We start from the raw sequence: 25,275 nt of genomic DNA on the forward strand, positions 1-25,275 counted from the left end.
AGCTGTCGGCGGTGACCCCGCTGGCAAAGGCGCGGGTCTCCACCCACCCGGCCGGCGGCCGCCGGCCTCAGGGCTCGAAGCCGTCGGCGAAGATCCGCCCGAGCAGGACATGGCCGGCCAGGCCGTCGCCGCCGCGTACCAGGCGCGCGAAGCGGGGGATCGCGTCGGACTTCTGCAGGAAGCTGGCGGTACCCCGGCCGGAACCGATGCCCCAGGCGGCCACCGCGTTGCTGTCCACCGTGGTCGAGGTCCAGAACGCTGAGGAGACCAGTGCATTGGGAAAGGCCTCGATATTCAGGGCCGGGTTGATCCGGCAGGCCTCCTGGATCGAAGCCAGCTCGCGCATGCTCGGCAGCCGCCAGTCGGTCTCGCCGGCGAAGCCCGGCGCACCGTCGTTGTCGGCGTCGTCGAGGCCGCTGTTGACGTCGCTGGCGACCTGCAGCGCCTCGCGCCACTGCGTGAACGGCCGCGCCGCACCCGTGCAGGTGGACCCGGTCCAGGTCTGGCCCAGCGCACAACGCATCCACACCAGGCCGGTCGGCCGGTGGCGCGTGGTGCCGTCGCTCTCGAGATCGAAATCCGCGGTAGGCGTGGTCGGCGCGATGGCGGGATTGCTGCACGGCTGCGCACCGGCAGGAAGGCTGGCGGCCAGGCAGGCCAGGCCGAGCATGGCTGGCAGGATCGCTGTGCGGGTGGCATTCATGCAGGGATTTCCTTTCCTGAGACGGATCGGAGCGGGCGCGGGTGTCGGCAGACCGGCGGGGCATACCGCCCGGTCACGGCGCACCGCGCACCAGGCGGACGGCGCTTCGGAACTGCTTTTCCGGGTCGATAGGAACGCCGTACTCGAAATAGACGGACCAGGCCCAGGTCTGAAAGACCGCGGATGGCGTGCCGGTCCAGGTGCTGTTCGGCACAGGAAGGTTTGGATTGCCCCAGTCGCCGGGCACGTTGGGAAAATAGTGCGCGTCGATCGCCGGCCAGCGCCGCCCGTAGTGGACGAGTCCGATCAGTTCGGCGAGCGTCGGCATGCGCCAGTCGCTGGCACCGCACAGTCCCGCAGCGTTCACTGCGGAGACGTAGCCCGCGGTGTCGCAGTAGTTTCCCGCAGGGTTGTCGACCGGGTCGTACCGGTCCAGGCAGGTACCCAGGTTCGCGCTGCCCGGATGGCCGCCGTTGTTGCCGTTGGCGGTGCCGTCCGGACGCACCGTGCTGCTGAACCAGGAGTAGGTCCATGCTCGGTCCTGGAGGTCGGCCGGGGCACGCCGGGTCTTCACCTCCCAGATCAGGCCGGTGGTGTGGTCCAGCACGCAGGACCAGCGCGTTCCCGCCGCTTCGCTGCCGGCATCGAAGCCGGCGCCGTCCCGCGCCCAGGCCTGGTCCTGGATGGCCAGCGGCTGGCCGTCGGCGCCCAGCTTGCTGAAATCGAAACCGGCATCGCCGCCTCCGGCCTTGGCGAGCACGCCGTCCGGGTAGGCCGGATCGCGGCCGAATCCCGCGTCCTGCCCTGGAAAGTCCGCCGGTGGGCCGCCTGGCACGGCGGCGGACGCGTTGTAGAAGCGGGTCTGGCCGCTGTCGTTGAGCGGCGGCGCCGGCACCTGGGCCAGGGCCGGCGGCATCGCTGCCGCGATCAGCAGGGCCAGGGTGCCGCCTGCGGCGCGTGCCCGTCTCGGGTCGATCATTGCTGCCTCCGATAGCGCTGCCCGGATCCGACCGCGATCTGCGGTCGACTTCCCAGACCCTTGAGAACCCCGGTCGCGGGCGAACCGAACAGGCAGCCGGCTTGACCCGGTCCCGACGCGCCACTAGGCTCGTTCATCGTTTTATCGCGATCAAACGATGGAGCTGGAACACGGATCCGCGCTGCTGCGCACCCTGGCCGACGCCACCCGGCTGCGCCTGCTCGCCCTGCTGCGTGCCGAGGAGCTGAGCGTCGCCGAGCTGTCGGCGGTCACCTCGTTGGCGCAGCCGCGGGTGTCCACCCACCTGGCGCGGCTCAAGGACGCCGGCCTGGTCCAGGACCGCCGCCAGGGCGTGTCGGCCTACTACCGTGCCGCCGGCGAGGCCGAGGCCGGTGCCAGCACCCTGTTCGAGGCGCTGGCCGGTCAGCTCGACGACGCCCTGCTCGACCAGGACGCCGCCCGCCTGCGCGCCGTTCTGGCCGAGCGCCGCGGCGGCGCCTGGGCCGACTCGGTGGCCGGCAGCATGGAACGCCACTACTCCCCGGGGCGCACCTGGGAAACGCTCACCCATGCCTTCACCACCCTGCTGGAGCCCGGCGACGTGCTCGACGTCGGTTCAGGCGACGGCGTGATCGCCGAGCTGCTGGCACCGCGCGCGCGCAGCCTGACCTGCCTGGACATCTCCGAACGCGTGGTCGCCGCGGCCCGCGAGCGCCTGGCCGGGGTGCCGCGCGTTCGGGTCGAGGTCGGCGACATGCACGCCCTGCCGGAGTCCGACGCCAGCTACGACCTGGTCCTGCTGCTCAACGCACTGACCTACAGCGCGACACCGGCAAGGGCGATCGCCGAAGCGGCCCGTGCCCTGCGGCCGGGCGGCCGACTGCTGGCCACCACGCTCTGCCGCCATGCCCATGCCGCCGCGGCGAAGCCATTCGGCCACGTCAACCTCGGCTTTCGGCGCGAAGACCTGCGCCGGCACTGCCAGGCGGCCGGGCTCACGGTGCTGTCGCTGGAACGCAGCGGGCGCGAGCGGCGGCCACCGCACTTCGAAATCCTGACCCTGCTGGCGGCGCGACCCTGAACTGCGAACACGCCCCGACCGCCCGCCCCTCCCGAACAAGGAAGACCCCGTGATCGAACTTCCCTGGCTGGAGCCCGACCGCGTCGAGGCCCTGCGCCGCGCCCTGGCGCGCCGCATCCTGGTGCTGGACGGCGCCATGGGCACGATGATCCAGGCCCATCGTCTGGACGAGGCTGATTTCCGGGGCGAGCGCCTGGCCGGACACGGCCAAGAACTGCGCGGCAACAACGACCTGCTGGTGCTGACCCGGCCCCAGGTGATCGCCGGCATCCACCGCGAATACCTGGCCGCCGGCGCCGACCTGGTCGAGACCAACACCTTCAACTCCACCCGCGTCAGCCAGGCCGACTATGGTCTGGAGGCGCTGGCCTACGAGCTCAACCTGGAGGCCGCGCGACTGGCGCGCGCCGCGGTCGACGAGTACAGCGACCGCACGCCGGACCGCCCGCGCTTCGCGATCGGTGTGCTCGGCCCGACCAGCCGCACCGCATCGATCTCGCCTGACGTCAACAACCCGGGCTTCCGCAACGTCTCCTTCGACGAACTGGCCGAGAACTACCGCGAGGCCGCGCGCGGCCTGCTCGACGGCGGCGCCGACACGATCATGGTCGAGACCGTTTTCGACACCCTGAACGCCAAGGCGGCGCTGTTCGCGCTCGACCAGGTGTTCGCCGAGCGCGGCCACCGGGTGCCGGTGATGGTGTCCGGCACCATCACCGACCGCTCCGGACGCACCCTGTCGGGGCAGACCGCCGAGGCCTTCCTGTACTCGGTCGAACATGCCCGGCCGATCAGCGTGGGCCTGAACTGCGCGCTGGGCGCCGAGGACCTGCGGCCGCACGTCGAGGCGATCAGCGGCGGCGCCGCGATGTTCGTCAGCGCCCACCCCAACGCCGGCCTGCCGAACGCCTTCGGCGGCTACGACGAGACCCCCGAGCAGATGGCCGGCACCCTGGGCAGCTTCGCGCGCGACGGCCTGCTCAACATCGTGGGCGGCTGCTGCGGCACCACCCCTGCGCATATCGGCGCGATCTCCCGCGCCGTCGAGCGGGTCGCGCCGCGGCCGCTGCCGGCGCCCGACACGGTCACCCGGCTGGCCGGCCTGGAGCCCCTGCGGCTGATCCCGGAACTGAACTTCATCAACGTCGGCGAGCGCACCAACGTCACCGGCAGCGCGCGCTTCCGCAAGCTGGTCCAGGCCGGCGACTACGATTCCGCGGTCGAGGTCGCCCGCCAGCAGGTCGAGGCCGGCGCCCAGGTGATCGACGTCAACATGGACGAGGGTCTGCTCGACGCCGAGAAGGCGATGTCGACCTTCCTCAACCTGGTCGCCGCCGAACCCGACATCGCCCGCGTGCCGGTGATGATCGACAGCTCCAAGTGGTCGGCCATCGAGGCCGGCCTCAAGTGCGTGCAGGGCCGCGCGATCGTCAACTCGATCTCGCTCAAGGAAGGCGAGGCGGCGTTCCTGGAGCAGGCCCGCAAGCTGCGCAGCTACGGCGCCTGCGCCGTGGTGATGGCCTTCGACGAGCAGGGCCAGGCCGACACCGCCGCGCGCAAGGTGGAGATCCTGTCGCGCGCCCACGACCTGCTGGTCGACGTGGTCGGCTTCCCGCCCCAGGACATCGTCTTCGACCCCAACGTGTTCGCGATCGCCACCGGCATCGAGGAACACGACCGCTATGCGCTCGACTTCATCGAGGCGACTGCCGAGCTGAAGCGCCGCTTCCCGCTGTGCCACGTCTCCGGCGGCATCAGCAACGTGTCGTTCTCGTTCCGCGGCAACGACACGGTGCGCGAGGCGATCCACAGCGTGTTCCTGTTCCACGCCATCCGCGCCGGCCTGGACATGGGCATCGTCAACGCCGGCGCGCTGGCCATCTACGACGACCTCGACCCGGAACTGCGCGAGCGGGTCGAGGACGTGGTGCTGGCGCGCCGACCGGACGCCACCGAGCGCCTGCTCGAAATCGCCGGGCGCTTCCGCGGCGGTGCCCGCGGCGCCGCCCAGGACGACAGCCGTCTGGAGTGGCGCGCGCTGCCGGTGGGCGAACGGCTGTCGCACGCCCTGGTGCACGGCATCGACGAATTCGTGGTCGACGACACCGAGGAGGCCCGCCAGGCCTGCGCGCGCCCGCTCGAGGTGATCGAGGGCCCGCTGATGTCGGGCATGAACGTGGTCGGCGACCTGTTCGGCGCCGGCAAGATGTTCCTGCCCCAGGTGGTCAAGTCGGCGCGCGTGATGAAGAAGGCCGTCGCCCACCTGATCCCCTTCATCGAGGAGGAGAAGCGGCGCACCGGCCAGGCCGCCAAGCCGAACGGCCGGATCGTGATGGCGACCGTGAAGGGCGACGTCCACGACATCGGCAAGAACATCGTCGGGGTGGTGCTGGCCTGCAACAACTTCGAGGTGGTCGACCTCGGCGTCATGGTGCCGGCGCAGAAGATCCTGGACGCCGCCCGCGAGCACCAGGCCGACATGATCGGCCTGTCCGGCCTGATCACGCCTTCGCTGGACGAGATGGCGCACGTCGCCCGCGAGATGCAGCGCCAGGGCCTTTCGATCCCGCTGCTGATCGGCGGCGCGACCACCTCGCGCGCGCACACCGCGCTGCGCATCGAACCCGCCTATGCAGCGGCGCCGACGGTCTGGGTCAAGGACGCCTCGCGGGCGGTCGGCGTCGCGCAATCGCTGGTCTCGCCGGGACAGCGCGAGGACTTCGTGCAGGCGCTGCGCGCCGACTACGCGCAGGTGCGCGCCAGCCATGGCGACCGCGGGCCGGGCAAGCAGCTGATCGGTTGGGACGAGGCCCGGCGCAGGCGACCGCGCATCGACTGGTCCGGCTACCGGCCACCGGTGCCGCGCCAGGCCGGCCTGACCCGCTTCGACGACATCGCACTGGCCGACCTGCTGCCCTACATCGACTGGACGCCGTTCTTCCAGACCTGGGAGCTGTCCGGGCGCTACCCGGCCATCCTCGACGATGCGATGGTCGGCGAACAGGCCAGATCCCTGTACGCGGACGCCCGCGCCATGCTGGCGCGCATGGTCGATGGCCGCTGGGTGCGCGCCCGCGGCGTGGTCGGCCTGTGGCCGGCGCAGGCGCACGGCGAGGATGTCGTGCTGGCCACCGGCCCCGGCCAGGAGCGCCGCCTGCACTTTCTCAGGCAGCAGGCCGACAAGCCGGCCGAGCGCGGCAACCTGTGCCTGGCCGACTGGGTCGCCCCTGCGGACAGCAGTGTCGACGACTGGCTGGGCGCCTTCGCGGTCACCGCCGGACTGGGCATCGAGCCGCACGTCGCGGCCTTCGAGGCCGCCCACGACGACTACAGCGCGATCCTGGTCAAGGCGCTGGCCGACCGCCTGGCCGAAGCCGCCGCCGAGTGGCTGCACGAGCGCGTCCGCAAGGAGATCTGGGGCTACGCGGCGGACGAGGCGCTCGACAACGAGGCCCTGGTCGCCGAGCGCTACCGGGGCATCCGGCCGGCACCCGGCTATCCGGCCTGTCCGGACCATACCGAGAAGCGCACCTTGTTCGAGCTGCTCGATGCCCCGGAGGCGGCCGGCATCCAGCTCACCGAGAACTTCGCCATGTACCCCGCCGCCGCCGTGTCCGGCTACTACCTCAGCCATCCGGACAGCCGCTACTTCGTGGTCGGCAGGCTCGATCGCGACCAGGTCCAGGCCTATGCCGCCAGAAAGGGCATCGCGCTCGCGGAGGCCGAGCGCTGGCTTGCGCCCAACCTGGGCTACGAACCGCAGGCGACCGGGGCGGCGGCGGCCGCCTGACCCGCCCGGCCTCGCGGCATGCTCAGGCCTTGCCGTTGCGCGACAGCAGCACGGCGATCGCCCGGGTCTGCGGGAACTCCGACAGCGCCAGCGCGACCACGGCGGTCATCGGCACCGAGAGGAAGGCGCCGGCCACGCCCCACAGCCCCGACCAGATCGCCAGGGTCACCAGGATCACGAACGGGCTGAGGTTGAGCGAGTTGCCCATGAGCAGGGGCTCGAGCATGTTGCCGATCAGGAACTGCGCGGCGATCAGGGCACCCGCCAGGGCCAGCACCGGGCCGGGATCGCCGAGCTGGACCACGGCGAACGCGACCGGGAACAGCACGCCCAGGAACGAGCCGATGTAGGGCACGTAGTTCATCACCGCGATCAGCACCGCCCAGAACGCCGCCAGCTCCAGCCCGAACAGCAGCATGATCAGCCAGCTCACCACGCCCAGCAGGATGTTGATCAGGGTCTTCAGCGCGAGGTAGGCGCCGATCCGCTCGTTCACCTTGCCGATGATGTGGCGGATCCGGGTCACCGTGACCGGGTCGCCCGACAGGCGGCCGACCTTGCCGTCGAAGCCGCTGCGCTCGAGCAGCAGGAAGCCGACGTACAGCAGCACCAGGGCGATGGTGGACAGCACCGAGGTCAGCGACACCACGGTCGAGCCGACCAGGCGCTGCAGGTTGACCTGGTCGAGGACGTCGGTGCGCAGGCTCTGCCAGGTCGGCGTGACCTCGATGCCCAACCGGGCGGCGCCGCCCTGGATCATCGACAGCAGGGATTCCTGCAGTTGCGGCGCCAGCTGCACCAGGCGGCCGATGTTGTTGCTGAGCAGGACACCGCCGGCGGCCACCACCAGCACCATGGCCAGCACCGAGAAGCCCACCAGGAGCGTCCGCGGCACCCAGGCGCCCAGCAGGGGCACGCGCTGCAGCAGGCGGGCAAGGCCCAGGATCACGTAGGAAAGCAGCACGGCGAAGACGATCGGCACCAGCACCGCCTTGCCGATGTACAGCACCCAGCCGATGATCACCGCCAGCACGGTCGCAAGCACCACGCCCAGCAGACGCTCGTTCGCCATGCATCGCTCCAGTCGCCAGGCGCGAGCATAGCCCGGCACGATCCCCGCAGGTTTCGCGCAGGATTCGCTCCCGGTCCGAACGCACCATCGCCGGTGCGGCGGGCCGCCCGGAGCTCGCGCTAAAGTCCGGACGACCCGTGCCCACCTTGCCCGCGCACCGATGAATCTTTCCCACCTGTTCGAGCAGGCCGCCGCCGCCTACCGGCAGGGCGATGATGCCCACACCCTGGCGCTGTCGCGGCGGTTGCTGGATGCCGACCCCGGGCAACCCCGATACCTGATGCTGGCCGCCAATGCCGCACTGCGCTCGGGTCAATGGCCCGCCGCCATCGAGGCGCTGCAGGCGCTGCTGAACCAGCAGCCCGGGCAGGCCGCCCTGCTGCGACCGCTTGCCCAGGCCTGGAACCGCCAGGGCCTGGCGCTGCGCCGTGCGGGCCAGGCGGCCGCCGCCGAGGTGGCATTCCGCGCGGCGCTCGGGCGTCAGCGCGGCCAGCCCGAAGCCACCTTCAACCTGGCCCTGTTGCTCGACGACGAGGACCGGCCGGGCGCCGCCCTGCCCCTGTGGCGCGAGCTGGCGACGGCCAATCCGGAGGACATCGAGGTCCGCACCCGCCTTGCCCGCTGCCTTGCTCTGTGCGACGACCATCGGCAGGCCGCCAGCCTGCTCGACACCCTGCCCGCCGCCGGCACCCCCGCGCTGGCCCTCGACCAGGCCGAGGCCCAGGCGGCCTGCGGCCGGCTGCAGCAGGCGGCACGGACCGTAGCGACGCTCCCGGACGACCCCGCCCTGCTGTCACGCCTGGCCACGGTCGCCGACACCCTGGCCCAGGCGGGCGCCATCGAAGCAGGTGCGGGCCTGCACCAGGCCTGCCATCGCCTGCTCGACGCGGGCGCCAGCTCGCCCGGCCTTCGCCATCTCTTCGCCCGCCACCTGCTGCTGCCCGCGGTGCCGGCCGATACCGGGGCCATCGACCAGGCGCGACAACGCTTCGCGCAGGGCCTGGACGCGCTGGCCGCGGAGCTTACGCCGGCACGACTGGCCGGCTGCGCACGCACGCTCGACCAGCTGGCCTGGAGCAACTTCTATCTCGCCTACCAGGGGCGCGACGACCTCGAGCTGCAGACCCGCTTCGGCGATCTGCTCGGGCGCTGCGCGCGCGCCCTGGCGCCCGCCGGCCTGCCCGACCCGTCGGGCAGCGGTGGCCGCCGACGGATCGCCCTGGTCGGCTCGATCTTCCGCCATTGCACGGCAGGCCACTACTTCGCGTCGTGGGTGCGGATCCTGGCCGATGCCGGGTTCGAGGTCCACGTGGTGCAGCTAGGCCCGGCCGGCGACGCATTCACCGACACGATCGCCGCGCCGGCCACCGCCCTGCACCGCATCGAGGGCGGCGCCGACGCCCTGGCGCGCCACCTGGCCGGACTGCGCTGCGACCTGATCCTCTACCCGGAGCTGGGCATGGAGGCCCGCCTGCCTGCGCTCGCCTCGCTGCGCCTGGCGCCACGCCAGGCCTGCGCCTGGGGTCATCCGGTGTCCTCCGGGCTGGCCACCATCGACGCCTTCTTCTCCTGTGCGGACATGGAACCGGAAGGCGCGCAGGGTCACTACCGTGAGCCGCTGCGCCTGCTGCCCGGCCTGGGCACGCACTACCCGGCACCACCGCAGCCGGCAGGCGGCGACCGCGCCAGCGCCGGACTGCCCACCGAGGGCAGGCTCTATCTGATCCCCCATGCGCCGTACAAGCTGCACCCCGACAACGACGCCGTGCTGGCGGCCATCGCGACCGGCGACCCGCAGGCGCGTCTTGTGCTTTTCCGCGGCCAGGGCGCCGGCAGCGGACCGGCCCTGCTGCGGCGCCTGGGTGCGGCGCTGGAACAGGCCGGTGCCGATCCGGACAGGCAGCTGTGCGTGCTGGACAACACCAGCCGCGAGGGCTTCCTGGCGGTCAACAGGGTGTGCGACGTCATGGTCGACTGTCTGCACTGGTCGGGCGGCAACACCAGCCTGGATGCCCTGTCCAGCGGCCTGCCCGTGCTGACCTGCCCGGGGCCGTACATGCGCGGCCGGCAGTCGGCAGCGATGCTGCGCCAGCTGGGTCTGGAACGCCTGGTGTTCGACGCCCCCGATGACCTGGTGCGGACGGCGATCGACCTGGCCGGGGATCGGCACGAACGCGAATCCTGTGCGCGGCAGATCCGTGCCGGCCTGCCCGACCTGCTCGCCTGTCCCGACCTGCCGGACCGGCTGGTCGCGCACGTCGAGGCGCTGCTGGACAACTGACGCCAGCGGCCGGTTGCCGCCCTCGCGGCAGCCGCGTAGGCTGGCGTCTCCGGGCAGCGCCACCGGGCCGGGGAGCCCAGCAACAGATGACCGATCACGAGCAGCGCGCGTCCAGTCGTCGCCCCTGCGACGAACCCGCGGAACTCAGCGCCGGCCACGGCCGCTGGTCGACCCGCCTGGTCAATCTCTCGGACGGTGGCGCCTGCGTGCTGCTGCCCCCCGACTGGCCGGATCTGGATCCAGGCGGCCTGTCGATCAGCTTCCAGCTGGACGGCAAGACGCACCGGCACGCCTGCGAGATCGTCTGGGGCGACCTGGAGCGCCTCGGGCTGAGCTTCCTCGACAGCGCCGACCGCCCGGCCGGCTGAGCGCAGCCCCTGACAGCTTCTCGAGAAACGACCGCCCTGGTCGTTTTTCGAGTCGCCCGTGCTGCGCAGGGCCGGCGCGCCGCCTGAGCATCCAATCCGGTCACCGCGGCCGATCGCAGCGCCGGCCACTACACTACCGCCCCCTTTCCAGCCAGCGGACTGCACCGTGCATCCTTCCAACGTCAAGGCCGCCATCACCGGCGGCGCCTCGGGCCTGGGCCTGGCCGTCGCCCGTCACCTGGTCGCCGCCGGCGGCCAGGTCGCCCTGCTCGATGTCCAGGCCGACAAGGGCCAGGCCGCCGCCGCCGAACTCGGCGACCGGGCCCGCCACTTCAGCGCCGATGTCACCAACGAATCCGGGATCGTCGAGGTCCTGGACCAGGCCGCCGCCGCCATGGGCGGCCTGAACGTCGCGGTCAACTGCGCCGGCATCCTCGGTGCCGGCCGGGTCCTGGGCAAGGACGGACCGATGGCGCTGGACGGGTTCGCGCGCACGGTCGGCGTCAACCTGGTCGGCAGCTTCAACGTCGCCAAGGCGGCGGCCCAGCTCATGCAGGACAACGAGCCGGGCGAGGACGGCGAGCGCGGCGTGATCGTCAACACCGCCTCGGTCGCCGCCTTCGACGGCCAGATCGGCCAGGCCGCGTACTCGGCGTCGAAGGGCGGCGTGGTCGGCATGACCTTGCCGATGGCGCGCGAGCTGGCGCGTTTCGGGATCCGGGTGATGACCATCGCACCGGGTATCTTCTGGACGCCCATGGTCGACGGCATGCCGCCGCAGGTGCAGGAGTCGCTGTCGGCCTCGATCCCGTTCCCGTCGCGCCTGGGCCGGCCCGAGGAATTCGCCGAACTGGTCGCCTTCATCCTGGGCAACCGCTATCTCAACGGCGAGACCATCCGGCTGGACGGCGCCGTCCGGCTGGCCCCCAAGTGACCGGCACAGGAGCAGCGCAGCGATGAGAGCGAACGAGATCAAGCGCGGCAACGTGGTCGAGCACGACGGCCGGGTCTGGCAGGTGCGCGACGTCGAAAAGTCGGTGCCCACCGCGCGCGGTGGCAACACCACCTACCGGTTCACCCTGTATGCGATCCCCGGCGGCCAGAAGCTGGACCTCAGCCTGCGCGGCGACGACGACCTGCGCGAGGTCGAACTGAGCCGGCGCGCGGCGAACTACTCCTACCGGGACGGCGACGCCTTCGTGTTCATGGACAGCGAGGACTACAGCCAGTACCTGCTGTCGCCTGAGCTGGTCGGCGACCAGGCCGGCTACATCACCGAAGGCCTCGAGGGCTGTTACGTGCAACTGATCGAGGGCGATCCGGTCGGCGTGCAGCTGCCGCCCAACGTCGTGCTGGAAGTGGTCGAGACCGCGCCCGAGCTCAAGGGCGGCACCGCCACCAAGCGGCCCAAGCCGGCCCGTCTGGCCACCGGCATCGAAATCATGGTGCCCGAATACGTCGGCAACGGCGACCGCGTCCTGGTCAACACCACCACCGGCGAGTACGGCGGCCGGGCCTGAACGCCCGCGAGGCGGCCGCCTTACGCGGCCACCTCGTCATGACCTGTGGCACGCGCCCGAACCGGGCTGACTGCTCAGGCTGAGGGTCACGCATCCCCCGGAACCCCCGCCATGGCACGCCGCCCGCCCGTAGTCCCCGCTTCGCCGATCCTCGCAACGCTGGAGAACGCGCGGACCGCCGGCCGGATCGACGGCGCGATTCCACCCGGACTTTCGGCGAACAGGCGGGAGCGACGTGGCATGGCCTCCATGCAACCGGCCGCCGGACCGGCCTTGGACACCTGTCCGGTCCGGCGCGGGCCCGCCCTGCGCGCCCTCGCACTCGGCCTCGCTCTCGCCTGCGCCAGCTCCGGTGCGGTGGCGCAGCTCGACCGGGATTCCGACCTGTTCAAGGCGATGGCGGCGCACGATCACGCGTTCTTCGAACGAGGCTTCAACCAATGCGACCTGGACTACCTCGAGCAGGCCGTCCATCCGCACCTGCGCTTCTACCACGACCAGAGCGGCTTCCAGGACTACGCAGCGTTCCTCCAGAACGCGCGCCGGTACCTCTGCGCCGACCCGGACCACAAGCCGGTCAGGAAGCTGGATGCCGACAGCCTCCAGGTGGTCCCCCTGTACGCGGACGGCGAGCTGTACGCCGTGATCCACATGGGCAGCCACCGCTTCTTCATCCGCGAACCCGGAAAGGACGATTCAGCCACCGGCATCGCGCGATTCTCGAACCTCTACGTCCTGGAGGACGGGAGGTGGCTGCTCAAGGATGTCCTCAGCTACGACCATCGCCCCGCCGATTGAAACTTTCCAGCGGCCGCGGGCCGACGCACCGGGGGCAGGCCGCGCATGGCGCCAGCCGTTCGCCCCGGTTCCTCCGTCGCCGCTGATTTCCTCGCCGCAGCAACACGGACTGGCATCGCCCGATCGCTTCGGGCCAACCGCTGATCGCTGACGCGCAAAGGTCCGGACGTCGACGGCGCCCCCGCAGCCGTCGTCGCCGGCAGCGCACCAGTACCGGTACCCGCGCTTGCGGCAACCGATCCGCCAGCGGAACGGTGGCGGCCGCCGGGCGGGACGGCCCATCGACCTTCGCATCGACTCCCCTTGCCCACCACCGCAACCCGGCCGGGGCCCGTGCGGACCTCGGGGTACGAGCGTCCTCGCCATGACCAGTGGCACGCGCTCCTTCCGGGCGCCGCGGTCAGGCTGACCGGCACCCGCCACCCACCAGGAACCACCGCCATGGCACGTCGTCGCCGCCGCGTCCTCCGATCGTTGCTCGGCCTGCTGGTCCTGGCCATCGCCGGCATGGCCGTGGCGCTGCGCTACGAATCCCCCTGCGCGCCGCCGTCGGCCGCCAGCGGCGAGAACACCATGCTGGCGGCCCGCCAGGTCTGTTACGGCCCGCCCTCGCAACTGGTGATAGCCAGCGTGCCACGTCCGGTGGCCGGTCCCGGCGAGCTGCTGGTGCGCGTGCATGCCGCCGGCGTCAACCCGCTGGACTGGCACTCCCTGTACGGACAGCCCTACTTCATGCGGCTGTCCTCCGGTATCGGGCGCCAGTCCGACCCGCGTACCGGCGTCGACTTCGCGGGCACCGTCGAGGCGGTCGGCGACGGCGTCGAGCGGTTCCGGCCGGGCGACGCGGTGTTCGGCGTGCGCAACGGCGCCTTCGCCGAGTACCTGGTGGTGGCGGCCGACCGCAACGTCGTGCACAAGCCCCACGGAATCGGCTTCGAGGCCGCCGCGGCGGTGCCGATCGCGGCGCTCACCGCGCTGCAGGCGGTGCGCGACGCCGGCCGCCTGCAGCCCGGCCAGCGGGTGCTGGTCAACGGCGCCTCCGGCGGCGTCGGCACCTTCGCCGTGCAGATCGCCAAGGCCCTGGGCGGCCACGTCACCGGCGTCAGCAGCGGCCGCAACGTCGCGCTTGTGCAAGCGCTCGGCGCCGATGCGGTGATCGACTACGGGCGCGAGGACTTCACCCGCGGTGGGCGTCGCTACGACCTGATCGTCGACAATGTCGGCAACCACGACCTCGCTGCCCTGCGCCGGGCGCTGCACGAGGACGGCACCGTGGTCATGGTCACCGGACCCAAGAGCAACCGCTGGCTGGGGCCGCTGTCGCGGATGCTCTGGGCCAGGCTGAGCGCGCCGTTCGTCAGCCAGGCGCAGGTCTCGCTGCTGGCCAGCAGCAACCCGGCCGACCTGGCGACGCTGCGCGACATGCTTGCCGACGGCCGCCTGCGGCCGGTGATCGATCGCCGGTTCGCCCTGTCCGAGGTGCCGGCGGCGATCGACTGGCAGGGACAGGGCCGCAGCCGCGGCAAGAACATCGTGGTGATGATCCCGGACCCGCCCGCGCCGGCGCCCTGAGCCGTGACCCCGGCCGCCTCCCGGCATGCCGCCCGGTCCGCCGGGGCCCGCTGCGCCGGCCCCGGACCGGATGCCGGGCCGGCCTCAGCGGATCGCCCCGCCGCGCCGGCGGCGCAGCTCGCCCAAGGCCAGCAGCAGCAGGGTCAGCAGGGTCAGCGGCACCGCGAAGAACAGCATCACCGCGCTGTACTCGGGCAAGGCGTCGTGGTGCGAGGCCGCCAGCACCAGGTACACCGTGTAGGCCAGCCAGTAGCCAAGGAACAGGGCGCCCTCGGCACGGCTGATGACGCCGCCGGTCAGGAACACCGGCAGGCAGGCGAAGGCGACGACCACCATCACCGGCAGGTCGAAGGCGATCGCGGCGCCGGACACCCCGATGCCGTCGGGCGCCACCACGGCCGCGATGCCGAGCACGCCCATCAGGTTGAACAGGTTGCTGCCGACCACGTTGCCGACGGCGATGTCGCGCTCGCCGCGCAGGGCGGCGACCAGGGACGTGACCAGCTCGGGCAGCGAGGTCCCGGCGGCGACGATGGTCAGGCCCACCACCAGTTCGCTCACGCCCATCAGCAGCGCGAAGGCCACCGCCGAATCGACCAGCCAGCGCGCGCCCAGCACCAGCAGAACCAGGCCGACCGCCACCAGGCCGAGGTTGAGCGGCCAGGCCTGGCGGGGCGGCGCTGCCCGCTGCGCCACGAAGGTGTCTCCGCTCCCCGTGGCAGCGGCCGCCTGTCGGGACTCGCGACGGCTGCGTCCGACCAGGAACACCAGGTAGACGAGCAGGCCACCCGCCAGCAGCGCGCCGTCGGTCCGGGCCAGACGACCGTCGTGGGCAAGCAGCAGGACCGCCACCGAGACCACCACCATCAGGGGCACATCCAGTCGCACCAGTTGCCGGTCGACCAGCAGGGGCACGACCAGGGCCGAAAGTCCCAGGATGAACAGCACGTTGAAGATGTTGCTGCCGACCACGTTGCCCAGGGCCAGGTCGGCCTGGCCGCCCAGCGAGGCGCCGATGCTGACCGCCAGCTCCGGCGAACTGGTACCGAAGGCGACCACGGTCAGCCCGGCAACCAGGGGAGAAACGCCCACTGCCAGTGCAAGCTGCGCCGCGCCGCGGACCAGCAGCTCGGCGCCGACCACCAGCAGGACCAGACCGAGGAGGAAGAACAGGAGGCTGATCACGCCAGGCGCATTCCAGTAGGCACGAGGGACGCACATGCTAGCCGCTGCTTCCCAGTGGCGGGATGCCGTGCAGTCCCCTGCCGCGCCAGTCCCGGGGCCGGTCGCGAGGCAGGGCGCCGGGCCGCCGGACCGGCAGCCGCGGAGGCGGCCTGCGGCGATCGACCGGCCCGCCGCCCGCCGGCCACGACGGAACGAGACATGGCTTCGGCAGGCCGACGCCCGGGCGGCCCGCGCAGCCGCGGCGTTAACGCCATCCCGGCTAGCCTTGGCGGGTCGCTGCGGACGCGCCCGCCTTGCCATCCCCTGCCCCCCCTGCCACCGACACACCCCGGTCCGCGATGACAGCTTTTGTAGCCCGCGTGTTCAACCTGCGCCGCGACGAGGTCGTCCCGGTGCTGCTGGCAGCGGCATTCTTCTTCTGCGTTCTGTGCGCGCTGATGGTGCTGCGTCCGGCGCGCGACGCGCTGGGCATGCAGCGCGGCATCGAGGCGGTACGGTGGCTGTTCATGGCGACCGCGGTGGCCACGCTGTTCGCGAACCCGTTGTTCGGCTGGCTGGTCGCGCGGTTCCGGCGCCTGTGGTTCATCGGCGCGACCTATGCCTTCTTCGCCGCCTGCCTGGTCGGCTTCTGGGCGCTGCTGGCGATCGCGCCGCAGGCCGCCGGCGAGGTCAGCGGCATGGTGTTCTACGTCTTCTTCAGCGTCTTCAATCTGTTCGCGACCATGGTGTTCTGGGCGCTGATGGCCGATCGCTTCAGCCTCGAGCAGGGTAAGCGCTTCTTCGCCCTGATCGCGGTCGGCGGCACCCTCGGCGCGATCGCCGGGCCGGCCCTGGCCTCGCTGTTGGCGCAGCCGCTGGGCACGCCGGCGCTGCTGCTGGTGGCCGCCGGCTTCCTGCTGCTGGCGATCGTCGCGGCCTGGGGCGTCGCCCGGGTCCGCCCGCATGCCGGCGACCGCGAGCGGCCGGACGCCGGAGCCGCCCGCGCCGTCATCGGCGGTGCCGCCTGGGCCGGCCTGCGCGCGATGCTGCGCTCGCCCTACCTGCTCGGCATCGCCGGCTACGTGGTGGTGATGACGGTGATGGCGACGCTGCTGTACTTCACGCGCCTGCAGATGGTCGCGGCGCTCGGCGACGACCTCGACCTGCGCACCACCGTGTTCGCGAACATCGACCTGATCGTCCAGCTCGCCACCCTGTTCCTGCAGGCGGTGGTCGCCGGCCACCTGATGAAGCGGTTCGGCGTCGCCTTCACCCTCGCGCTGCTGCCGGTGACCGTGGCGCTGGGCTTCATCGGCCTGGCCGTGGTCGGCACCCTGGCGGCGCTGATCGTCTTCGAGGCAGCGTTCCGCGCGGTGCAGCGCGCCCTGACCCGGCCGGCCCGCGAGACCCTGTACACCGTCACCTCGCGCGAGGACAAGTACAAGTCCAAGGCCTTCGTCGACACCTTCATGTACCGTGCCGGCGACGTCGTCGGCGCCCAGGTCGAGGGCCTGCTGGTGCGCCTGGGCATGGGCCTGGCGGCGCTGGCCAGCGTCGCCGTGCCGCTGGCGCTGGCCTGGGCCGCGCTCGGTGTGTGGCTGGGCCGCGCCCAGCAGCGCCTGGCCGCCACCGGGCAACGCATCCACGGCGCCGCCGCGGCGCCCGCTTCCCCACCGCAAGGAGACCGCCATGATCAGCCGTCGTGAGTACCTGAAACTGTCGCTGGCCGCCGGTGTCGCCCTGGCCCTGGATCCGCGCCGGCTGCTCGCCGCCGGCGACCAGGCCCTGCCGATGATGACCCGGGCCATCCCCTCCTCCGGCCAGCAGATCCCGGTGGTCGGCCTGGGCAGCTCGGCGACCTTCGCCCAGGTCGCCCGCAGCGAGGACGTCGACGCCCTGCGCGAGGTGCTGCGCGCCCTGGTCGACAACGGCGGAAGCGTGTTCGACACCGCGCCCAGCTACGGCGCCTCCGAGGAAGTCGCCGGCAACTTGGCCGCCGAGCTGGGCCTCACCGACCGCATCTTCTGGGCGACCAAGGTGAATGTCTCGCGGGGGCCGGGTGCCCCCGCGGACGCCGACGAGGCCCGGGCGCAGATCGATGCCTCCTTCGAGAAGCTGCGCAAGCCGGTGATCGACCTCATCCAGGTCCACAACCTCGGCGATCTCACGACCCAGCTGCCGATCCTCAAGGAGATCAAGGACAGCGGGCGGATCCGCCACCTGGGCGTCACCACCACATCGGCGCCCCAGTACGAGGAACTGGAGGCGGTCATGCGCCGCGAACCGCTTGACTTCATCGGCATCGACTACGCGATCGACAACCGCACCATGGAAGACCGCATCCTGCCCCTGGCGCGCGAGCGCGGCATCGCGGTGATGGTCTACCTGCCGTTCGGCCGCACCCGCCTCTGGGAGAAAGTGCGCGGCAAGGAACTGCCGGACTGGGCCGGCGAGTTCGACGCCGCCACCTGGGGCCAGTTCTTCCTCAAGTTCGTGCTGTCCCATCCGGCGGTCACCGTGGTGACCCCGGCCACCAGCCGTCCGCACCACATGGTCGACAACCTCGGCGCGGGCCGAGGCCGCCTGCCCGACGCCGCCATGCGCCAGCGCATGATCGAGCACATCGAGTCGCTTTAGTCTTTCCCGGTCCGGCGGTGGCGCCTGGCCCGCCACCGCCGCCCTGAGCCACGAGGAGCCGCCCGATGCAGCCTGGACCCGGAACCACCGGCAACGTCATCGCCGCCCTGTGCAGCCTGTTCGTGCCCGGCCTGGGGCAGTTGCTGCAGGGGCGCCTGATTCCGGCGATGGTCTGGTTCGCGGCCGCCTGTGTCGGCTTCGTGGTCACCTGGGTCCTGACCCTGAGCCTCCTACCGTTCGGCTGGTTCGTGCTCGCCGTGATCTCCTGCATCGAGGCTGCCCTGTTCGGCAGCCCGTCGACGCGACGCCGCCTTTCCTGAGCGCCGCCGGCAACGCGCCTTGCAACGCGCAGCGCTGACCGGCACCGGCGCCCCGCAGACCTTCCCCGCATCCGGGCGTCGGATGTGCGGCCGGCGCCTGGGCAACCGGTCAGTCCGCCAGATGCAGCGTGGCGGTCAGGAAGGTCCGTGCCTGGCCCGAAAGCAGCACCCGGTCGCCGCGCACGGTGCAGCCGACCTCGCCGCCGCGCCGCGAGCACTGGAAGGCGCGCAGCGCGTCGCGGCCCAGCCGCGCCGCCCAGTACGGCGCCAGCAGGCAGTGCGCGGAGCCGGTGACCGGGTCCTCCGGCACGCCGACGCGCGGCACGAAGAAGCGACTGACGAAGTCGTGGCGCTGGCCCGGTGCGGTGACCACCAGGCCACGCCCCGGCAGGGCCAGCAGGGCGGCCGTGTCGGGCGCCAGGGCCCGCACCGTGGCCTCGTCGTCGAATACCGCCAGCAGGTCGCCGCCCAGCAGGACCTCGCGCGGCGTCGCGCCCAGGGCTGCCGACAAGCCCTCCGGCGCGGCGATCGCTTGCGGCGTTCGGGCGGGAAAGTCCATGGCGTAGCCGTCGCCGGCGCGGCGCACCCGCAGGGTGCCGCTGCGGGTGGCGAAGGCGAGTTCCGCCAAGTCGACGCCGCGGTGCCGGTACAGCACGTGGGCGCTGGCCAGGGTGGCGTGCCCGCACAGGTCGACCTCGGCCAGCGGCGTGAACCAGCGCAGGCCCCAACCGCCGCCTTCCGGCACCAGGAAGGCGGTCTCCGACAGGTTGTTCTCCGCCGCGATGGCCTGCATCAAGCCATCCGGCAGCCAGGCGTCCAGCGGCACCACGGCGGCGGGATTGCCCGCGAACAGGCGGTCGGCGAAGGCGTCGACCTGGTACTGGACGAGCTCCATGGCGGCTCCGGGTTCGGATCGGGGAGCCGCCATTGTCGCCGAGGCGGCCGCCGACCGGGGTCGCGGTGGTCGCCCCCGACGCGAGGCCTTTCGCGCTGCCGCCCTCAGGGACCGTCCGGAATCTCCGGCTCCACCAGCAGCGCCAGCAGGGCCAGCGACTCCTGCCAGCCCTGCTGGCAGGCCTCGGCCGGGATGGCGTCGGGCAGACCCTCCTGCAGGATGCCCAGGTCGGTGCCGATCGCTACCGCGCGCAGTTCGATGGTCAGGCGCATGGTGCCGGGCAGGCCTGGATCCTCGAAGCGGTCGTCGCAGACGATGCGCTCACCGGGAACCAGCTCAAGGTAAGTTCCGCCGAAGTGGTGCGCGCTGCCGGTCGAGAAGTTGGTGAAAGACATCCGGTAGCCGCCGCCGACACGGGCGTCCAGCGAATGCACGGTGGCGGTGAAGCCGTTCGGCGCGTTCCACTTGGCGAGCGCGGCGGCGTCCAGGAACGCCCGGTACACGCGCTCGGGCGGCGCGCGAAGGATGCGGTGGACGCGGATGGCATGGGGCATGGCGATACTCCTGGGAGGGATTGATCGATCCTGGTTGCCACGCAGTGCACGCAGCAGCCAGACGGTTGCGGTGGTCCGCGAGCGCGCTCAGCCAGGCGCAGGCCAACGGCGCAGTTGCACGGTGGCGGTCTGCGCGACACCGTCGCCGTCGGCCCAGCGCTGCACCACCTCGACGTGGTCCTCGTCGACGCGCTGCCAGCAGAAGCTGGAAGGCGCCTGCACCGGCTCGAAGCAGGCGCGCCCGGGCGCCAGCTCGACGGCGCGCCAGCTGAACACGTCCCAGGTCGAGGTCACGATGCCGTTCTCGTACCGGACCACGCTGGTGTCGACGGCCTCCTCGAAGCGCGCGTCGGCATGGCGGCTGCTGCGCAGGGTGTGGCGATCCTCGAAGGCATAGGCCTCATGGAAGATCGACCCGTCGGGCGCGGTACCGACCCAGCGGCCTTCCAGGAAGCGCAGGTGGGCGAAATCGTCGGGGTCATGCATCGATGGCTCCATGGCGGCGGCAAGGTTGGGCAGGACCGGCAGGCATGCCAGGGCAAGCACGGCAAAGCCGCGGCCGAACCGTGCCACGGCAAGCAGGGTCGGCTCCGACGGTGGGTCCTCGCACCGGGGCGCAGCGGCGAGCAGCTTGTCCATCTCAGAGCGCCCGGCCATCGAAATGCTCGACGGGTAGCGCCTGGAGGTCCAGGCCATCCAGGCACCTGATATTGACGGCCGCCATGGCGTGCCCCTGAGGGTCGCTGCCTTCGCCCCAGGCGTGGATGCCGCAGTCCGGGCAGAAACGGTGCCGGATCGCGCCGCGACCGAACGAGTAACTGGCGGCCTGCCCATCCGGCATGGCAAGGCGCAGGGCATCGCGGGGCACGAACCAGAGCAGCGAACCCCGCCTGCCGCAGATCGAGCAGTTGCAGGCCAGCGCCGCCGCGCCGGGATCGGCGATGTCGACCTCGAACCGCACACGACCGCAATGACAGCTTCCCGTGTACTCCATCGTCTGCTCGCTCCTTCGTTGCCCAAGGGTGCCACCCCACGTCCCGGCCTGATTGGCGCGCTCTGCTCCCCTCTCCCTGAGACCTGATTAGCGTCGTGTCTCAGCCCAGGATCGGGGACCAAGGGCCAGGACTCGGTGTTCGGTGACCGCAGCGCGTTGTGCTCCCCTCTCCCTGTGGGAGAGGGGCCGGGGGAGAGGGTCGGGGCTTGCCATGATCTGCATCGTTGCCGGCCCAGCGGCGTGCGCTGGCCGGGGCGGCCCTCTCCCCCGCCCCTCCCCCGCAGGCGGGGGAGGGGAGAAGTGCGGTGTCGTCGCACTCACGTAAAGCCGCCTGGCAACGGGCTGAGACACGACGCTAATCAGGTCCCTAAGAGAGAGGGGAAAAGTGCGGTGCCGTCGCACCGGCGATGCGCCGCCAGGCGGGCCTGTCGACTCTCCCTAGTCGAACCGGCAACCGCCAGATCGACAGGGCCCCAGGATGAAGGCAATTCCTCCACCGCGCGCCCCGCCCGCAACGGTTGCATCGCGATCCTCGGCCTGGCTCACGGCGCCGCATCGGCCAGCGACCGGAACAGCGCGGCCCACTGGCTGGCGCGCAGCCCGGCGGCACTTCGCCCCAACCGCGCGATCACCACGGCCCGGGACGGATCCACGTACAGGAACTGGCCGTCCTTGCCCTGCGCCAGGTAGTCGCCGCGCTCGGCGGACAGCAGCCACCAGCCGTAGCCGTAGCCGCGGAATCCGGCCGCCACCGAGGACGCCGGCCACATCGGGGGCGCCACCGCAGCACTCCCCACCGAGGCGGCGATCCAGTCCGCGGCGACGATCCGCGTCCCCTGCGCCACGCCACCGTCGAGGTACAGCTCGCCGATCCGGGCGAGGTCGCGGGCACTGCCGGCCAGGCAGCACCAGACCTTTTCCAGGCCGTCGTCGCGGTCCAGCGACCACACGCCGTCGTCGGACAGCGGCAGCGCCGACCACAGGCGCGCCTGCGCGTAGTCCGACAGAGTGCGCGGCGCCAGGGCGCGGGACAGCACCAGGCCCAGCAGGGCGGTGTCGCCGGACTTGTACTCGAAGGCTTCGCCCGGCGCCCCGCGCGGCCGGAACCGAACGATCATGCGCTCGATGTCCGAGGTGTAGTTGAACGGCACGTGCAGTTCGAAGGGATTGTCGCTCTCGACGTAGGCCAGGCCCGAGGTCATGGTCAGCAGGTGGCGCAGGCTCAGGCCATCCAGGCCCCGGCCGGCCAACTCCGGGACGTGGTCGACCACGCGCGAATCGACGCCCGGCAGGATCCCGTCGCGGATCGCGGCGCCGACCATTACCGCCAGCACCGACTTCGAGACCGAGAACCATTGCGAGGGCGTCGACGCCGAGGCCTCCGGCGCGAGGTACTCGTAGCGGAGCGCGCCGTTGCGCCGGACCACCAGTGAGATCGTGCCGTTCTCGGCCAGGAAGCCAGCCAGGTCGCGGCGGCCGGCATCGTCCCCTGGCACCAGCACCCGCGGCTGCCAGTCGGCGCCGGCCACGCGCCCGTCATGGCGGCCATCGACGGCGCCGCGCAGGGGACGTGCCGGGTAGTGGCGGAAGTCGTCGACGGTAGTGGTGCCGTGGCGCATCAGGCGCAGCGTCGCGTCCCAGCCGCCACGCACACCGGCGACCTGGAACCAGCGACCCAACACCGCAAGGCACAGCAACAGCGCGAGCACCAGCAGCACCGCCAGCGACCAACCCAGCCACCTCATCGGCAATCCGCGCATGCCGCCCTCCTCGCCAGGCACCGCGGCCGCCGCCTCGCACGATGGCAGCGCGCACGGCCGTGCGGCTGGTCAGAAACGATACTCCACTCCCAGCCCCGGCCCGGCCACATCGGCATCGACCGAAAAGCGGGTGCTGCGCCGCTTCATCGAGACATGCCGATAGCCGAGATGGACCGCGGTCCGCTCGCCGACCTCGCGGCCGACCGCCGCCATGAGGTCGGCCTCGCCGCCGTCCGGATCGACCAGCAGCCAGCCAGACAGGAACCAGCGGCCGCCGGGCGACCACCGGGCCTTGAGGCCCAGCTGCGGATCGAGCCAGCCGACGCCGGCACTGGCGCCGCGGTCGATCGGTGCGCCGATGGCGACCCTGCTGGAGAGTTGCCAGGCGCGAACGCCCGCCAGCAGGTCGAGATGTCCGGCAGGCCCCTCGAGCAGCCGGTAACCGCCGGCCAGCAGCGCGGTGCTCGCGCGCACCCGCATCCGCGCCGGCACCCCGGCCAGCGGCACCGTGCCCGACTCGCTCAACTGCACGTGCAGCACATCGGCGAACATCACCAGCCGGTCGCGCCGCGCCTGGAGCGAGGCCATGGCCGCCCAGTCCAGGCTGGACAGGGCGTCCGAGCCGCCGCGTCGGCTGGCCACCGGCGGCAACCCCGCATGTCGGACCTGCCCGTCCAGTCCGGCACCCCAGGCGTAGGGCGCAAGCACGAACGACCAGTCGGCGCCATGCGCCCGCGGCCCCGGCATCAGTGCCAGCGCCAGGCCGGAAAGCAGCCACCTGCCCAATCCCGCCATGTCCGAACCCCTCCGGCGACGAACCGCTACGCCCTGCGCGCACGGCCCGCACCCGCGGCAACTGTCGCGCCACCGGCGAGCCCGGTCAATGCCCGCCCTCTTCACATCTGTCGTTTGCAGCACGTCCTAGACTGCAGGTCGCGATCGGCCGTCAGGGGTTGGCGCCGGCCGCGATGCCTGCCGTCCACAGGGGAGCAGAACCATGTCCGCACCTTCACTCGTCCGGGCGGCATTCGCCACGCTTGCAATCGTTCTGCTGCCTGGCCAGATGTCCGCGCAGGCACCAGACCAGCGCGGCCTGCTGTTCGAGAATGTACGGGTATTCGACGGCACCTCGGACCGTCTCACCCCACCCTCGAATGTCCTGGTCGTCGGCAACCGAATCCAGGCGGTCTCCCGCGCGCCGATCACGCCCGACGCGGGGCTGGAGGTGCGCCGCATTGACGGCGGCGGCCGGACCCTGATGCCCGGACTGATCGACGCCCACTGGCACGCCCTGCTGGTGGCGCCGGACCTGATGACGGCGATGACCGCCGATGCCGGCCTGCTCAACTTCTTGGCCGCCGACGTTGCGCGGCAAACCCTCATGCAGGGCTTCACCAGCGTGCGCGACGTCGGCGGCCCCAGCTTCGGCCTGAAGCGCGCGATCGACCTGGGCCTGGTGCCGGGCCCACGGATCTTTCCATCCGGTGCGATGATCTCGCAGACCGGCGGCCATGGCGATTTCCGCCTGCCCCACGAGGTGCCGCGCCCGACCGCCGATGGCCTGAACCATGCCGAGCGGATGGGCGCGGCGATGATCGCCGACGGCGCCGACGCGGTGCGCGTGCGCGCCCGCGAGCAGCTGATGCTCGGCGCCAGCCAGCTCAAGCTGATGGCCGGCGGTGGCGTCAGTTCGCTGTACGACCCGCTGGACGCCACCCAGTACACCGTCGCCGAGATCCGCGCCGCGGTCGAGGCCGCGGAGAACTGGGGCACCTATGTGACCGTGCACGCCTATACCGCGCACGCCATCCGCCAGGCCATCGAGGCCGGCGTGCGCTGCATCGAGCACGGCCAGCTGATCGACGAGGACACCGCGCGCCTGATGGCCGAGCGCGGCGTGTGGTGGAGCCTGCAACCGTTCCTGGACGACGAGGACAGCAATCCCAAGCAGGGCGAGGCACGGCGCAAGCAGCTGATGGTGGCGCAGGGCACCGACCGCGCCTTCACCCTGGCCCGGCGCCTGGGCATCAAGGTGGCGTTCGGCACCGACATCCTGTTCAACCCGGCCGGCGTGCCGCGCCACAACGCCCAGCTGGTCAAGCTGTCGCGCTGGTACAGCCCCGCCCAGGTGCTGGCCATCGCCACCGGCGGCAATGGCGAACTGCTGGCGCTGTCCGGCGAGCGCTCGACCTACCGCGGCGCCCTGGGCGTGGTCGCGCCGGGCGCGCTGGCCGACCTGATCCTGGTCGATGGCGACCCCATCGAGGACCTCGCGCTGGTCGCCGACCCGGTGCGCAACTTCCTGGTCATCGTCAAGGACGGCGTGGTGGTCAAGGATGCCCTGGCCGGCGGCGCGCCTCCGGCAGCGCCTTCGCCATGAACGCGGCCGTGCCCGGGCACAGCCCGGCGAACTGCGTGGTCGCGGCGATCGCCGGCGGTGCCCGCTCTCGCGCGAGGCGCGCGTAGCCGCGCCGGGCGAAGAAGGCCTCGGCGGTCTGGGTCAGCAGATAGAGCGTGACGATGTCCTGGGCCGCGGCCCAGCGCTCGGCGGCGTCGACCAGGAGGCCCGCCAGTCCCTGCCCGCGCGCATCCGGCGCCACCACCAGCGAGCGCAGCAGGCCCGCATGGCCGTGTCGTTCGATCCCTACCGCGGCCACCAGGGCGCCCGCCCGGCGGAGCCCGAACAGCGTCGGTGCGCCTGGACCGTCGAGGTCGGCCACGGGCAGGCCGGCATCTGCGAGCAGCGTGCGCACCTCGGCGTCGGTGCGCAGCGGTTGCGGTGCCATC

General features: G+C 71.9%; 23 protein-coding genes. 12 read left to right on the forward strand and 11 right to left on the reverse strand.

The window, feature by feature from the left end; genetic code table 11:
- Window positions 1–67 precede the first annotated feature (67 nt).
- Complete coding sequence (locus KF823_02365) at window positions 68–703, reverse strand: DUF1566 domain-containing protein (protein MBX3724743.1); 636 nt, start codon at window positions 701–703, stop codon at window positions 68–70.
- Window positions 704–776: 73 nt separating this feature from the next.
- The gene (locus KF823_02370; GenBank protein ID MBX3724744.1) at window positions 777–1,682 is read right to left on the reverse strand and encodes a DUF1566 domain-containing protein; all 906 of its coding nucleotides are present in this window, start codon (window positions 1,680–1,682) and stop codon (window positions 777–779) included.
- Window positions 1,683–1,839: 157 nt separating this feature from the next.
- Between KF823_02370 and KF823_02375 the strand changes: the two genes are divergently transcribed.
- On the forward strand, window positions 1,840–2,763 hold the full coding sequence (locus tag KF823_02375; GenBank protein MBX3724745.1) for a metalloregulator ArsR/SmtB family transcription factor: 924 nt from the start codon (window positions 1,840–1,842) through the stop codon (window positions 2,761–2,763).
- Window positions 2,764–2,812: 49 nt separating this feature from the next.
- On the forward strand, window positions 2,813–6,553 hold the full coding sequence (gene metH / locus KF823_02380) for a methionine synthase (GenBank protein ID MBX3724746.1): 3,741 nt from the start codon (window positions 2,813–2,815) through the stop codon (window positions 6,551–6,553).
- A 22-nt stretch (window positions 6,554–6,575) separates the two neighbouring features.
- On the opposite strand, the gene KF823_02385 is transcribed toward metH, so the two are convergent.
- On the reverse strand, window positions 6,576–7,625 hold the full coding sequence (locus KF823_02385; GenBank protein ID MBX3724747.1) for an AI-2E family transporter: 1,050 nt from the start codon (window positions 7,623–7,625) through the stop codon (window positions 6,576–6,578).
- A 160-nt stretch (window positions 7,626–7,785) separates the two neighbouring features.
- Here KF823_02385 and KF823_02390 point away from each other — a divergent pair, with 160 nt between their 5' ends.
- The 6 genes from KF823_02390 to KF823_02415 all read left to right on the forward strand — a co-directional run bounded on the left by KF823_02390 (window position 7,786) and on the right by KF823_02415 (window position 14,164).
- Window positions 7,786–9,906: a hypothetical protein gene (locus KF823_02390; protein ID MBX3724748.1), complete on the forward strand. Its 2,121-nt coding sequence runs from the start codon at window positions 7,786–7,788 to the stop codon at window positions 9,904–9,906.
- An 86-nt stretch (window positions 9,907–9,992) separates the two neighbouring features.
- Window positions 9,993–10,274: a PilZ domain-containing protein gene (locus KF823_02395; GenBank protein MBX3724749.1), complete on the forward strand. Its 282-nt coding sequence runs from the start codon at window positions 9,993–9,995 to the stop codon at window positions 10,272–10,274.
- A 166-nt stretch (window positions 10,275–10,440) separates the two neighbouring features.
- Complete coding sequence (locus KF823_02400; protein ID MBX3724750.1) at window positions 10,441–11,208, forward strand: SDR family NAD(P)-dependent oxidoreductase; 768 nt, start codon at window positions 10,441–10,443, stop codon at window positions 11,206–11,208.
- 22 nt (window positions 11,209–11,230) lie between these two features.
- Window positions 11,231–11,794, forward strand: coding sequence for an elongation factor P-like protein YeiP (gene yeiP / locus KF823_02405; protein MBX3724751.1), 564 nt, complete (start codon window positions 11,231–11,233; stop codon window positions 11,792–11,794).
- A 240-nt stretch (window positions 11,795–12,034) separates the two neighbouring features.
- The gene (locus tag KF823_02410) at window positions 12,035–12,592 is read left to right on the forward strand and encodes a nuclear transport factor 2 family protein (protein ID MBX3724752.1); all 558 of its coding nucleotides are present in this window, start codon (window positions 12,035–12,037) and stop codon (window positions 12,590–12,592) included.
- A 441-nt stretch (window positions 12,593–13,033) separates the two neighbouring features.
- A complete protein-coding gene (locus tag KF823_02415; protein ID MBX3724753.1) occupies window positions 13,034–14,164 on the forward strand; it encodes an NAD(P)-dependent alcohol dehydrogenase in 1,131 nt (376 codons plus the stop codon).
- Window positions 14,165–14,248: 84 nt separating this feature from the next.
- On the opposite strand, the gene KF823_02420 is transcribed toward KF823_02415, so the two are convergent.
- Window positions 14,249–15,346: a calcium/sodium antiporter gene (locus tag KF823_02420; GenBank protein MBX3724754.1), complete on the reverse strand. Its 1,098-nt coding sequence runs from the start codon at window positions 15,344–15,346 to the stop codon at window positions 14,249–14,251.
- A gap of 341 nt (window positions 15,347–15,687) precedes the next feature.
- On the opposite strand from KF823_02420, the gene KF823_02425 reads away from it, so the two are divergent.
- The 3 genes from KF823_02425 (at window position 15,688) to KF823_02435 (ending at window position 18,285) form a co-directional block, all read left to right on the forward strand.
- Entirely contained in the window at window positions 15,688–17,034 is a 1,347-nt protein-coding gene (locus tag KF823_02425) for an MFS transporter (GenBank protein MBX3724755.1), read from the forward strand.
- A complete protein-coding gene (locus KF823_02430; protein MBX3724756.1) occupies window positions 17,018–17,965 on the forward strand; it encodes an aldo/keto reductase in 948 nt (315 codons plus the stop codon). The genes KF823_02425 and KF823_02430 overlap by 17 nt, the downstream gene beginning before the upstream one ends.
- A 65-nt stretch (window positions 17,966–18,030) precedes the next feature.
- Window positions 18,031–18,285, forward strand: a complete 255-nt coding sequence (locus KF823_02435; protein MBX3724757.1) for a hypothetical protein — start codon at window positions 18,031–18,033, stop codon at window positions 18,283–18,285.
- Between the two features lie 109 nt (window positions 18,286–18,394).
- On the opposite strand, the gene KF823_02440 is transcribed toward KF823_02435, so the two are convergent.
- The 6 genes from KF823_02440 to KF823_02465 form a co-directional block, all read right to left on the reverse strand.
- Window positions 18,395–19,180 (reverse strand): PhzF family phenazine biosynthesis protein, encoded by a 786-nt coding sequence (locus KF823_02440; GenBank protein ID MBX3724758.1) that lies wholly within the window; start codon window positions 19,178–19,180, stop codon window positions 18,395–18,397.
- Window positions 19,181–19,284: 104 nt separating this feature from the next.
- Window positions 19,285–19,734 (reverse strand): SRPBCC family protein, encoded by a 450-nt coding sequence (locus KF823_02445; protein MBX3724759.1) that lies wholly within the window; start codon window positions 19,732–19,734, stop codon window positions 19,285–19,287.
- 87 nt (window positions 19,735–19,821) lie between these two features.
- On the reverse strand, window positions 19,822–20,391 hold the full coding sequence (locus KF823_02450) for a hypothetical protein (protein MBX3724760.1): 570 nt from the start codon (window positions 20,389–20,391) through the stop codon (window positions 19,822–19,824).
- Window positions 20,375–20,728 (reverse strand): GFA family protein, encoded by a 354-nt coding sequence (locus tag KF823_02455; protein ID MBX3724761.1) that lies wholly within the window; start codon window positions 20,726–20,728, stop codon window positions 20,375–20,377. The genes KF823_02450 and KF823_02455 overlap by 17 nt, the downstream gene beginning before the upstream one ends.
- A 542-nt stretch (window positions 20,729–21,270) precedes the next feature.
- Window positions 21,271–22,488: a serine hydrolase gene (locus KF823_02460; protein ID MBX3724762.1), complete on the reverse strand. Its 1,218-nt coding sequence runs from the start codon at window positions 22,486–22,488 to the stop codon at window positions 21,271–21,273.
- A gap of 69 nt (window positions 22,489–22,557) precedes the next feature.
- A complete protein-coding gene (locus tag KF823_02465) occupies window positions 22,558–23,283 on the reverse strand; it encodes a hypothetical protein (GenBank protein ID MBX3724763.1) in 726 nt (241 codons plus the stop codon).
- A gap of 202 nt (window positions 23,284–23,485) precedes the next feature.
- Here KF823_02465 and KF823_02470 point away from each other — a divergent pair, with 202 nt between their 5' ends.
- Window positions 23,486–24,868 carry an amidohydrolase family protein gene (locus KF823_02470; protein ID MBX3724764.1) on the forward strand — a complete coding sequence of 461 codons (1,383 nt, stop codon included), beginning with the start codon at window positions 23,486–23,488 and terminating at the stop codon, window positions 24,866–24,868.
- Here KF823_02470 and KF823_02475 read toward each other — a convergent pair.
- A complete protein-coding gene (locus KF823_02475) occupies window positions 24,819–25,274 on the reverse strand; it encodes a GNAT family N-acetyltransferase (GenBank protein MBX3724765.1) in 456 nt (151 codons plus the stop codon). The two genes, KF823_02470 and KF823_02475, sit on opposite strands and share 50 nt — an antisense overlap.
- Between the last annotated feature and the right edge of the window lies 1 nt (window position 25,275).

Source organism: Lysobacterales bacterium, assembly GCA_019634735.1.
Taxonomy (GTDB): Bacteria; Pseudomonadota; Gammaproteobacteria; order Xanthomonadales; family UBA2363; genus Pseudofulvimonas.